Origin of the sequence: Hyphomicrobium sp., from assembly GCF_035572195.1 — a bacterium.
GTDB lineage: Bacteria > Pseudomonadota > Alphaproteobacteria > Rhizobiales > Hyphomicrobiaceae > Hyphomicrobium_B.
This window is the reverse complement of the sequence record NZ_DATNBA010000010.1, coordinates 1-10924: the sequence shown is the minus strand read 5'-3', so window position 1 is coordinate 10924 and position 10924 is coordinate 1. Positions and strand designations below refer to the sequence as shown.

Sequence of the window (10924 nt, the reverse complement as noted above, 5' to 3'; positions counted from 1 at the left end):
CACGCCCGAGCGCGACGCGAGGTTCGAAGTCTCGGTATCTTCCTGATTGGCGCCGACGTTGCCGATGTGCGGAAAGGTGAACGTGATGATCTGACCGGCGTAACTCGGATCGGTCAGGATTTCCTGATAACCGGTCATGGCCGTGTTGAAGCAGACTTCGCCGACGGCGCTTCCGGTCGCACCCAAGCCTTGCCCGGCGATGACGGTGCCGTCATCAAGCACGAGGCGCGCGGTTAGAGGCACGTCGGTCCAGGGTTGCGGTGCGTTCATCGTTTGTCCGAATGGATTGGGGCGCGAAATTCGATCCGGTGTTTCGCAAGACCTGGCCAATTCGGCCGCCGGACCTCAATTCGCGCCGGAAACTAGTGGAACGGACTATCAACGTCAATTGCGCGGAATTGCTCATGGTTCCGGCGGCTTCGCTGCTTGCGACGCGAGGCTCACACCCCTAAACCAAATCAACTTCAGGATAGGAGACCGAGATGCGCGCGAAGATCAGCGAGGATCTGAAGGCGGCGATGAAGGCCGGCGATAAGCAACGGGTCGGAACGCTGCGTCTCATCAATGCGGCTATCCAGTCGGCCGAGATCGAGGCCAAAAAGCCGATCGACGATGCCGCAGTTCTGGCCGTGATGACCAAAATGGTGAAGCAGCGGCGCGATTCGATCGAACAGTATACCAACGGCGGCCGGCCGGATCTGGCGGCCGTCGAACAGGCCGAAATCGCGATCATCGAAGCCTATTTGCCCAAGCAAATGGACGATAGCGCCGTTGCGGCCGCCGTTGCCGCGGCCATCGCTGAGACCGGTGCCGCATCGGTCAAGGATATGGGCAAGGTGATGGGCGTACTGAAAGCGAAATACGCCGGGCAGATGGATTTTCAGAAGGCGAGCGCCGCCGTCAAAGGGGCCCTCGGCTGACGTGCGAACGCAGAATCGCCGGTTTCAAGCGCGGGCAAGCTGTGGAAAGCGTGCACGCACCGATGCGAGAGGCATTGGAGGTGCGAGGGTCTTAGGCGAATCACCTATTGAAGTCTCACATCGCTTCTACATCGATTCACCAAGGCTCCCACCGAGGCTTCCTAGGGCCCCATGCGATTCAGTCCGAACTTTCTGGATGAAATTCGCGCCCGGCTGCCTGTGAGTCAGGTCGTCGGCCGAAAGGTCGCGCTGAAGAAGGCGGGCCGTGAGTACAAAGGCCTGTCGCCTTTCAAGACGGAGAAGTCGCCTTCGTTCTTTGTAAATGATCAAAAGGGTTTCTATCACTGCTTTGCCTCCGGCGAGCACGGCGACGTTTTCACGTTCCTGATGAAGACGGAAGGCCTCGAGTTTCCGGAAGCCGTCGAGCGTCTTGCGGCGGAAGCCGGCCTTCAGATGCCGAAACCCACCGAACGCAACGTCGAGCAGGAAGATCAGCGCGACCGGCTCTATCGCTTACTCGAGGCTTCAGCGGTCTTTTTCGAGGAGAGCTTGCGGTCCGGCAGCGGCACCGAGGCCCGCCGCTATCTCGAAAAGCGCGGCCTCGCGAGCGAGACAATCCGATCGTTCCGGCTTGGTTTCGCACCAAGCTCGCGCAGCGCGCTGACCGCACATCTGAAAGCCAAGGGCTTTTCGACCGACGACATGGCCGCCAGCGGAATGCTGATTGCCGGCGACGACATTCCTGAGCCTTACGACCGGTTCCGCAACCGCGTCATGTTCCCGATCCTCGATCTCAAAGGCCGGGTCATCGCTTTTGGCGGTCGGGCGCTCGATAAGGACGCGCCCGCCAAGTATCTCAACTCACCCGAGACGCCGCTTTTCCATAAGGGCCACCTACTGTTCAACGCCTCGCGCGCCCGCGCTCCGGCGCACGACAAGGGTCGAGTAGTGGTCGTCGAAGGCTATATGGACGTCTTGGCGCTCGCCGAAGCGGGCTTCGTCGAGACGGTCGCGCCGCTCGGAACGGCATTGACCGAAGATCAGTTAAAGCTTCTGTGGCGGTTCGCGCCGGAGCCGATCCTTTGTTTCGACGGCGACACTGCCGGACGCAAAGCGGCGGACCGGGCGATCGAGATTGCGCTCCCTTGGCTGAAGCCTGGACAGAGCGTCGCGTTTGCCTTCCTGCCCGAAGGAGTGGACCCGGATGATCTTATCCGACAGCAGGGGGCAAGCGCCGTATCGGACGTGCTCGCGAAGACGCGGCCCCTCGTCGACGTGCTTTGGGAGCGCGAGTTGCGCTCGGGGACATTCACCACACCCGAGCAACGCGCCGCCCTCGACACACGGTTACTGGGCTTGGCAATGACCATCCAGGACGCATCGGTGCGCTCGCACTACCAGCGTGAGCTGCGCGACAGGTTGTATCAGCTGGGGCGGGAGCGCGCCCCACGCCGTGGCCCCGGCGAACCCTACGGCCGCGGTCCGGGATCAAACCACGGGTCGTACGCCCGCCCCATGATGGCGCCCGACTGGAAGGGACGTGAGCGCAAACGGCTGGCGGGACCCAATGAACGCCGTTTTGCAAAAAAAACGCCCTTCCCAGAAATGGTTAATGCCAGCCCTGAACTCTCAAGCCATTTTCAGAGCATTTCGCCGCGAGAGGCCCTCATCCTTAAAACCCTGGTCAATCATCCGTGGTTGATCGACGATCATTCCGAGGCAATTGCCTCAATCGACTTCGTTTCGACGGCGCTTTCGGCACTCAGGGACGAGATTTTGGCCATACACGCTAGGCAAAATTGTCTTGACACAGCGACTTTACGCTCCCAACTGAGCAAATCGGGGGTTGCAAAGGTGGTGGACCTCATCGCGCGAACGATTACGCACGCCAGCGACCGTTTTGCCGAGCCAGAAGCCTCCGCCGCCGACGTCGAAGCCGCCTGGGACCATATTCTTGCGCTGCATAAGCGGCAGGACGCTTTGGGGCGTACTCTGAAGCTCGCCGAAGAGGAATGGTATCGGGATTGCACTGAAGAGGCCGAGACCCGCCTTCTAGACATCAAACGCCAAATTGCCCGCGAGGCGTCGATGGATCAGATAGACGACGAAATTGACCGGCCCGGGAACGGTGCTCCGATTGTAACGCGTGCCGACTAGGCGCGTGAAGGTAATCCGGTAACGGATGCTGCCGTATGGCGGTGCCGATATCGACGAATGATGATTTGCCGGTTCCCCCTCTGGAATTCGGCACAGGCGATAAGGAAACCAGGATGGCACGCGCGCAGCAGGCAGTCCAAAAAACCGATGAAAAAGAGCAACCGGCGGCCGACGCGCAAGAGCGCGACAGCCCCCTGCTCGATCTTTCCGATTCTGCCGTTAAGCGCCTTCTGAAATCGGCCAAGGCGAAGGGCTATGTAACGCTCGACCAATTGAACTCGGTGCTGCCGTCCGAGGAGGTCTCCTCCGATCAGATCGAAGATCTCTACGCGACGCTCTCCGACATGGGCATTACCGTCGTCGAGACCGAAGAAGGCGAAGAGAAGGAAGAAGCGGCCGAAGACACTCCCGAGGAGGAAGAGGGCCGCGCGCTGGTAGCGCCGAACGCCGTCGTCAAGGCCGAGACCAAGGCCGAACCCACCGAACGTACGGACGATCCGGTGCGCATGTATTTGCGCGAGATGGGTTCTGTCGAGCTTTTGTCGCGCGAAGGCGAAATTGCCATTGCAAAGCGCATCGAGGCTGGCCGCGAGGCGATGATCGCCGGGCTTTGCGAAAGCCCGCTGACGTTTCAGGCCGTCATCATCTGGCGTGACGAACTCAACGACGGCAAGATTTTGCTGCGTGACATCATCGATCTCGAAGCGACCTACGAAGGCCCCGAGGCCAAAGAGGTTCCCGAGACGACCGATGAAGCAGCGCCTGCGATCGAACAGCCTGCTCCCCGCGCGCCCGGCGCGCCTGAGGGCGATGTCGACGATGACGATGAATTCGAAAACGCCATGTCGCTCGCCGCGATGGAAGCGGAACTGAAGCCGAAGGTCCTCGAGACTTTCGACACGATCGCTGCGACGTACAGGAAGCTGCGCAAACAGCAGGACAAGAAGCTCGAGCAGCAGCTTGTCGGCGAACAAGGTTCGCGCCAGCAGCAGAAGATCTACGAAAAGGTGCGCGACGAAATCATCGTCGACGTCAAATCGCTGTCGCTGAACAACAACCGTATCGAAAGCCTCGTCGAGCAGCTTTACGCGATCAACAAGCGGCTGATCGGTCTCGAAGGCCGCCTGATGCGTCTCGCCGACAGCTACGGTGTTCCGCGCCAGCACTTCATCGACGAATATTACGGCAACGAACTCGACCAGACGTGGCTCGACCGCGTCGCCGGCAATGGCAAGAAATGGGCTCAATTCGTCAAGAGCGAACGCGAACACGTCGAGCGCATTCGCAGCGAAATCCACCAACTCGCGACTGAGACCGGGCTTGAAATTCCCGAATACCGCCGCATCGTCAAGGCCGTGCAGAAGGGCGAGCGCGAGGCTCGTCAAGCGAAGAAGGAAATGGTCGAGGCCAACCTGCGTCTCGTAATTTCCATCGCCAAGAAATACACCAATCGCGGCCTGCAGTTCCTGGACTTGATCCAGGAAGGCAACATCGGCCTGATGAAAGCGGTCGACAAGTTCGAATACCGCCGCGGCTACAAGTTCTCGACCTACGCGACGTGGTGGATCCGGCAGGCGATCACGCGTTCGATCGCCGATCAGGCGCGCACGATCCGCATTCCGGTGCACATGATCGAGACGATCAACAAGATCGTCAGAACATCGCGCCAGATGCTGCACGAAATCGGCCGTGAGCCGACGCCTGAAGAACTCGCTGAAAAGCTCGCGATGCCGCTCGAGAAGGTGCGCAAGGTTTTAAAGATCGCGAAAGAGCCGATCTCGCTCGAAACGCCGATCGGTGATGAAGAAGATTCCCACCTTGGCGACTTCATCGAGGACCGCAACGCCGTGCTGCCGATCGAGGCGGCGATCCAATCGAACCTTCGCGATACGACGACGCGCGTGCTCGCATCATTGACGCCGCGCGAGGAGCGCGTGCTGCGCATGCGCTTCGGCATCGGCATGAACACCGACCACACGCTCGAAGAAGTCGGCCAGCAGTTCTCGGTGACACGCGAACGCATCCGTCAGATCGAAGCCAAGGCGTTGCGCAAGCTGAAACATCCGAGCCGCTCAAGGAAGCTCCGGAGCTTCCTCGACAACTGAGCTGAAATTGAATAGGGCCGCGAAAGCGGCCCTAAATATTTTACGGGGATTCAAACGACAAAACGGGTGGCACCTACTCGATCTTCGTAATCTCGGCTTCGCCGCCGCCCGCCTTCACGACGTCGCCGACGCTCTTGCCCATCAACGCCTGCGCCAAGGGCGACGTGTAAGAGATCGTGCCCTTGGTGGGATTGGCTTCGTCCTCGCCGACAAGGCGGAAGATTTGAACCCGTCCGTCGTTTCTCTCGAACGTGACCGTTGCACCGAACGAGACCTCTGACAAATCACCGGGTGCAGGCTGCACCTCGGCGGTTACCAAGCGTGCGTTCCAATATCGAAGGTCACGCGACACGCGTTGTATCGCGTCACGCTCTTCGGCCCGCTGCGCCTCGCCGAGCTCGACCTGCAGCCGCGCGACTTCCTCCTCGATCATCGCAAGGCCTTCCGGCGTGACGAGGTTGCGATGCTCCGAAACGAGCTTCTCGGGAAGCTCGTCCACGGCATCGGTTTCTTTGACGAATGCTCGGCTCATCGGCTTAACATAGGGACTTTCACAAGCCGGTTCCAGCATGCGCCAGTATCAACAGACGTTAACACTCAATACAGACGGCCAAGGCTTGACTGAGTTTACCGATGAAACGGCGCGTATCGTTGCCGCTTCGGGCATTGTAACCGGCCTCGTGCACGTCTTTTGCCGGCACACGTCGGCGTCGCTGCTGATCCAGGAAAACGCTGATCAGGACGTGCAGCGCGACCTCGTCGCCTTCTTCAAACGGCTGGTACCGGATGGCGATCCCCTATTCATCCATCGCTCCGAGGGAGCGGACGATATGCCGGCGCACGTCAAAAGCGCGCTGACCGAGACCACGCTGACGATCCCGGTCACCGGCGGCCGGCTCATGCTCGGCACCTGGCAGGGTATTTACCTCTTTGAGCATCGGACGAGGCCACATAGCCGTAGCGTCGTCGTTCACGTCGTTGGCGAATGATCGCAACGGGTGGAAGACGCGAGGGCGACCTGCTAAACACCGCCGCGAACAATTCAATGCGAGCGAGAGACCCCATGTCCGACACAACGCCAGAATCGCAGGCCCGCGCCGCCACCGCGGCTTTGATCCGCGACTACTACGCAGCCTTCAATCGTGGCGACACCGACGCCATGCTGTCCTACCTCACCGATGACGTCATTCACGACGTGAACCAAGGGGAGCGGCGCGCCAGCAAAGAAAAGTTCCGCGCTTTCAACGCCCGCATGACGCACAACTACAAGGAAGAGCTGAGGGACATCGTCGTCCTCGTATCGAAGGACGCGACGCGCGCCGCCGCCGAATTCAACGTTCACGGCATCTACAAGAACACGGAAGAAGGCTTGCCGGAAGCGATGGGCCAGAAATACGTGCTGCCTGCCGGCACGTTCTTCGCGATCCGCGACGGCAAGATATCGCGCGTCACAACTTATTACAATTTGACCGACTGGATCGCACAGGTCGCGGGCTAAGGGGAAATACGCGGCATGGCGGTCGTATCTGGCGAGCGCAAGACGCTCGACGTCAAGTCGATCACGGGCGAGGAGATTCATTCGATCCTTCCCGATCTCGCGCGGCTGCGTATCATCGTGTTTCGCGACTGGCCATACCTCTACGACGGCACGCTCGAGTACGAAGAGAAGTATTTGAAGACATTCGCCGCCGCCAAGGGCGCCGTCGTCATCGCGGCCTATGACGGCAGCGAGATGGTCGGCGCTTCGACCGGCGCGCCGATGCTCGAGCACGCCGACGAGTTCGGCGAGCCGTTCAAGAAGGCCGGATACGACATTTCGAAGATCTTCTATTGCGGCGAAAGCGTGCTGCTGAAAAGCCATCGCGGCTACGGTCTCGGGCACGCTTTCTTCGACGGCCGCGAGGCGCAAGCGCGCCGCCTCGGCGGCCTCACGCATTCGACATTCTGCCGTGTCGTCCGGCCAGAGGACCACCCATTGAAACCCGAAGATTATGCCCCACTTGATCCGTTCTGGAAAAAAAGGGGATATGCCCCCGTCGAGGGCATAATCGCGACCTACGACTGGAAGGATATCGATCAGCTGGGCGAGACACGTCACGAGATGCAATTCTGGATGAAGACGCTCTGATGAGCCAACCGACGACCCTCAAAATTGCGAGCGCCCAGTATCCGATAGGGCAGCCGAAAACGCTCGCCGAGTGGGAAGAGAAGGTCGCGCTTTGGGTCCGGAAGGGCGCCGCGACGGGTGCCGAATTTCTGGTCTTTCCCGAATACGCCGCGATCGAACAGGCGGCTTGCTTCGGTCCGGAGGTTTACGGCGACCTCCCGCACACACTTGCCAAGGTCGCGGAGTTGGCGGCCAGCCGCGTGCAGTTTCATAGCGACCTCGCCAAAAAGCATAACGTACACATCCTTACTGGATCCGGTCCGGTGCTGAAGTCAGACGGACGCTTCGTCAACGCCGCGCAACTGATCACGCCCGATGGCGCCGTCGGCGAGCAGGAAAAGCTCGTCATGACGCCTTTCGAGCGCGAATGGGGCGTGTCGGCAGGAGGTCCCGTACGCGTCTTTCAGACGACGCTCGGCGTTTTCGCAATCGCCATTTGCTACGACAGCGAGTTCCCGTTGCTTGTGCGGGCAATGGCGGAGGCCGGTGCGGATGTCGTGCTGGTGCCGACATGCACAGAGCGTGTCTCGGGTTATCACCGCGTCCGCACGGGCGCGATGGCGCGTGCCCTCGAGAACACGATCGCGACGGTGCAAAGCCCGCTGGTCGGCGATGCGCCGTGGTCACCGGCCGTCGATTTCAATGCCGGCGCGGCGGGGATTTACGTGCCATCGGAACAGGGTGTGTCGGACACCGGCATTCTCGCCGAGGGAACGCTGAACGCCGCCGAGTGGGTCACGGCAACGATCGACCTTGCGCGGCTAAAGCGCGTGCGCGAAACGGGCGAGATGCACAACTACGGCGACTGGGCGCTACAGCCAGGCGTACCGACGACGAAAGTGACGGTCGAAATCGTCAAACTGGCCTGAGAGCATCGCCTGACTTCAAATCTCGCTACTTCAACGCCCACGTCGCCGTAATGCGGGCTTCGAGTGTGCTGGTGCCGCGTTCGATCGGAACGGACATCTCGGCTTTGGCAAAGCGAGGTGAAGCGTAGGGAACTGGCGCATTCGAGCTCACCTCTTCGGATATCTGCAACACCTGCCCGACTTCGGCTCCGGCGGCGGCGGCGAGCAGCTTGGCGCGGCGCAGCGCGTTGGAGACGGCCTCCTTGCGCGCTTCGTCCTTCAGCGTGTCGGCCTTCGAAACCTCGAAAGATAATCCTTGCACCTGATTGGCACCTGCCGTGATCACGTTGTCGAGCACGGTTCCGAGCTGGCCAAGATCGCGGACGAGGATCACCACCTGATTGCTGACACGATAGCCCCTCGTCTTCGGCGGTTGACCGTCCTTTGAATAGTCGATGACCGGCTCGACGTTGAACGACGCCGTCTGAATGTCTTTGGCGTCGATGCCTTTGGCCTTCAGTTCCGAGATGACCTTGGTCATAGCTTCGCTATTGCCGGTCAACGCCTCGCGCGCACTCGTTGCTTCCGTCGTGACTCCCGATGTGACGCGCGCCTGATCCGGTTCGGCCTCGACGGTGCCGGTTGCGGATACCGTAATCGTGCGTTCCATGGGTTTTTCATCCGCATGAGTTACCGACGTCTGAAATGCAGCGACGAGCGTTGCCGCGACAAAAGCTCGAAGCAGAAGTGCGTGCAATGCCGGCGCTATGAACGCAGGCCGTAAATGGCGCGGCATGTGTGTCTCCTCGTTGGTGATCGGCCGTGTCGGTATAAATCCTTCGCGGAAAAATGAGGGCGAAACGCTGTCGGTCAGATAAATATCTGGTAAGAGGAGCGCGGCGGAGGCCGAATTGGGACGATCAGGGATGAAGATGGACACGAGCCTGTTTCAGGCGACGGATCGGGCTGGCTTCGCAGCATTCATCAGAAGCGGCGTTGCCGGAACGCGTCAATGACAGCAGGTACAAATTCCGGTCCTGACGAGACCCGCTCGTCGCATGCCGATCTCCTCCGGCTTTTCGGTTCGAACCTCATCGTGATCGGATTTTTTACTCCGGACTACGCGGAGGCGGCATCCACTTTTGCGGCGAACCTCATCGAACACCGCGTGTCGCACCATCTTTATGCTTGCGCCAAGGTCGAAGGCGGATGGCGGGCCCAAATATTCCAGAAACCCGCAATGCTCGCCGTCGCGCGACGGGACTATCCGGATGCGGTCCTTGTCTTCATGGATGTCGACTGCAGTATCCGCGGCGACATTTCCAAAATTGTGGAGACGCGAGGCGATGTCGCGTTGCGCGTCAAAGGTAGGGCGGTCGGACGAGGTTATGCGCTGAAGTTCAGCTCCCGCGTCATTGTCGTCATGCCGACCCCGGGTGGCGCCGCGTTCGTCGACGCCTGGAACTCGGAGTGCCGTGACCACGAAATGGGAACGGAATCTGCTTTGGTTCCCACCATCGAACACAGCGCCGGCGGCTTTTCGCTCGCGGCCTTGCCTCTGCGCTACGCCGGCATGGAATTGCGCGATGCTCCCGCCGATGCGGTCATCGTGCATGACAGCATTCACGACCCGCAGCGTCCGGGATGGGCGGCTCGAAAGGGTGCCGAAAAGCTTTTCCGAATGGCTCGAAACGGGGCATTTCGCTTGACCACCGGCCAGAGCTACGACGAACGCCGAAAAAGGTGAGGCCGATCGCGCGAAACTCGGCGCCGATGCTGGCTTACGGCGCAACTTCTGTTATGAGATGCGCCGCGTGGGCCCGTAGCTCAATGGTTAGAGCTGACGGCTCATAACCGTCTGGTTCCAGGTTCGAGTCCTGGCGGGCCCACCAATGCACGACCATACCTATGCACAAGTCGGTCTCGTCCAGAACCGGCCCCCCCACTGTTGCCGGCGCAACAACGTGCCCCTTGTTTGGTTTCGGCTGACCAGTCGGGCTACCGATCAGGGTTTCCTAATTCAGATTGTAGGTGTATGGCGCCGGGGCGGTTTAGTTAGCCCTATCCGCGCAACTGGCGCAGGGTGGGGAAGATGAGCACTCTTTGCATTGTCGGGATCACCCGATTTTCCGTGCTTAATAAGCAGTCTCTATCGTCTTTTCATCAGACACGCTCGGTGTCTCTTGAGGCAGCCAAAGCCATCGTGTTTAGCCCTAAGCGGCTTTCCAATCGCTTCCGTCTATTTCGAACTTTTGCGCTTCCCAGTATCGCGGCAATTGCTGCAAGTCATCGTCAATTCCAGCACATCATCCTGACTTCCGCAGAACTCCCGCAGGAGTGGAAGACTAAGCTCTACGCGATCGCGTCACGCGCGCCGTGGCTCAAGATTGTCGAGATAGCCCCTGCAGATAGTCACATCGTGGCGGCACGTGATGCGGTTCAGGAGTTTTCCAGCAGTTCCCGCACATTCACGTTTCGCCTCGACGACGACGACGCGCTGAGCTCGGCATACGTGGACGCTATCGTATCAGCAACGACGCTTGTTCCGGATAATACGGTGCTTTCGTTCGATACCGGCTTCAAACTTCAACAAGGCCGATTTGGCGGCCTTATTTTAAGTCAACGAGTTCGTGCGCTAGGCTCTGCGGGCCTCGGATACGTTCGAAGCGGAAGCGACACTAAAACCATTTTTGATTTGGGTTCACACACCGAGATCGGTGGCACGAA

General features: G+C 59.9%; 12 protein-coding genes and 1 tRNA gene. 10 read left to right on the top strand and 3 right to left on the bottom strand.

Features of this window, described 5'->3' with window-relative positions; genetic code table 11:
* A partial coding sequence (locus VN623_RS01405; protein ID WP_325567349.1) for a carbamoyl-phosphate synthase domain-containing protein occupies window positions 1-270 on the bottom strand: 270 nt, incomplete at its 3' end.
* Between the two features lie 212 nt (window positions 271-482).
* On the opposite strand from VN623_RS01405, the gene VN623_RS01400 reads away from it, so the two are divergent.
* The 3 genes from VN623_RS01400 to rpoD all read left to right on the top strand — a co-directional run bounded on the left by VN623_RS01400 (window position 483) and on the right by rpoD (window position 5182).
* Window positions 483-920 (top strand): GatB/YqeY domain-containing protein, encoded by a 438-nt coding sequence (locus VN623_RS01400; RefSeq protein ID WP_325567347.1) that lies wholly within the window; start codon window positions 483-485, stop codon window positions 918-920.
* A 171-nt stretch (window positions 921-1091) separates the two neighbouring features.
* Window positions 1092-3077, top strand: a complete 1986-nt coding sequence (gene dnaG, locus VN623_RS01395) for a DNA primase (RefSeq protein WP_325567345.1) — start codon at window positions 1092-1094, stop codon at window positions 3075-3077.
* A gap of 113 nt (window positions 3078-3190) precedes the next feature.
* Window positions 3191-5182 (top strand): RNA polymerase sigma factor RpoD, encoded by a 1992-nt coding sequence (gene rpoD / locus VN623_RS01390; protein ID WP_325567353.1) that lies wholly within the window; start codon window positions 3191-3193, stop codon window positions 5180-5182.
* Between the two features lie 73 nt (window positions 5183-5255).
* Here rpoD and greA read toward each other — a convergent pair whose 3' ends face one another.
* Complete coding sequence (gene greA / locus VN623_RS01385; protein WP_325567351.1) at window positions 5256-5714, bottom strand: transcription elongation factor GreA; 459 nt, start codon at window positions 5712-5714, stop codon at window positions 5256-5258.
* 37 nt (window positions 5715-5751) lie between these two features.
* Here greA and VN623_RS01380 point away from each other — a divergent pair, with 37 nt between their 5' ends.
* From VN623_RS01380 to VN623_RS01365, 4 genes are all read left to right on the top strand, one after another.
* Window positions 5752-6171, top strand: coding sequence for a secondary thiamine-phosphate synthase enzyme YjbQ (locus VN623_RS01380; RefSeq protein WP_325567343.1), 420 nt, complete (start codon window positions 5752-5754; stop codon window positions 6169-6171).
* 74 nt (window positions 6172-6245) lie between these two features.
* Window positions 6246-6680: a ketosteroid isomerase-related protein gene (locus tag VN623_RS01375; protein ID WP_325567341.1), complete on the top strand. Its 435-nt coding sequence runs from the start codon at window positions 6246-6248 to the stop codon at window positions 6678-6680.
* Window positions 6681-6695: 15 nt separating this feature from the next.
* Window positions 6696-7310 carry a GNAT family N-acetyltransferase gene (locus VN623_RS01370; protein ID WP_325567338.1) on the top strand — a complete coding sequence of 205 codons (615 nt, stop codon included), beginning with the start codon at window positions 6696-6698 and terminating at the stop codon, window positions 7308-7310.
* On the top strand, window positions 7310-8218 hold the full coding sequence (locus tag VN623_RS01365) for a carbon-nitrogen hydrolase family protein (RefSeq protein ID WP_325567336.1): 909 nt from the start codon (window positions 7310-7312) through the stop codon (window positions 8216-8218). Before VN623_RS01370 ends, VN623_RS01365 begins: the two co-directional genes overlap by 1 nt.
* A gap of 25 nt (window positions 8219-8243) precedes the next feature.
* Here the strand turns inward: VN623_RS01365 and VN623_RS01360 are convergent, their stop codons facing one another.
* Window positions 8244-9137 carry an SIMPL domain-containing protein gene (locus VN623_RS01360; protein WP_325567334.1) on the bottom strand — a complete coding sequence of 298 codons (894 nt, stop codon included), beginning with the start codon at window positions 9135-9137 and terminating at the stop codon, window positions 8244-8246.
* A 72-nt stretch (window positions 9138-9209) separates the two neighbouring features.
* On the opposite strand from VN623_RS01360, the gene VN623_RS01355 reads away from it, so the two are divergent.
* The 3 genes from VN623_RS01355 to VN623_RS01345 all read left to right on the top strand — a co-directional run.
* Window positions 9210-9944, top strand: coding sequence for a hypothetical protein (locus VN623_RS01355; protein ID WP_325567332.1), 735 nt, complete (start codon window positions 9210-9212; stop codon window positions 9942-9944).
* A gap of 69 nt (window positions 9945-10013) precedes the next feature.
* A tRNA-Ile gene (locus VN623_RS01350) sits at window positions 10014-10089 on the top strand.
* 200 nt (window positions 10090-10289) lie between these two features.
* On the top strand, window positions 10290-10924 hold a 635-nt coding region (locus VN623_RS01345; protein WP_325567330.1), incomplete at its 3' end, for a glycosyltransferase.

Excerpts from the sequence above, each read along its gene's own strand:
- VN623_RS01375 (WP_325567341.1), top strand. The coding sequence starts at position 6,246 with ATGTCCGACACAACGCCAGAATCGCAGGCCCGCGCCGCCACCGCGGCT.
- VN623_RS01400 (WP_325567347.1), top strand. The coding sequence starts at position 483 with ATGCGCGCGAAGATCAGCGAGGATCTGAAGGCGGCGATGAAGGCCGGC.
- VN623_RS01370 (WP_325567338.1), top strand. The coding sequence starts at position 6,696 with ATGGCGGTCGTATCTGGCGAGCGCAAGACGCTCGACGTCAAGTCGATC.
- rpoD (WP_325567353.1), top strand. The coding sequence starts at position 3,191 with ATGGCACGCGCGCAGCAGGCAGTCCAAAAAACCGATGAAAAAGAGCAA.
- greA (WP_325567351.1), bottom strand. The coding sequence starts at position 5,714 with ATGAGCCGAGCATTCGTCAAAGAAACCGATGCCGTGGACGAGCTTCCC.
- VN623_RS01380 (WP_325567343.1), top strand. The coding sequence starts at position 5,752 with ATGCGCCAGTATCAACAGACGTTAACACTCAATACAGACGGCCAAGGC.
- dnaG (WP_325567345.1), top strand. The coding sequence starts at position 1,092 with ATGCGATTCAGTCCGAACTTTCTGGATGAAATTCGCGCCCGGCTGCCT.
- VN623_RS01365 (WP_325567336.1), top strand. The coding sequence starts at position 7,310 with ATGAGCCAACCGACGACCCTCAAAATTGCGAGCGCCCAGTATCCGATA.
- VN623_RS01355 (WP_325567332.1), top strand. The coding sequence starts at position 9,210 with ATGACAGCAGGTACAAATTCCGGTCCTGACGAGACCCGCTCGTCGCAT.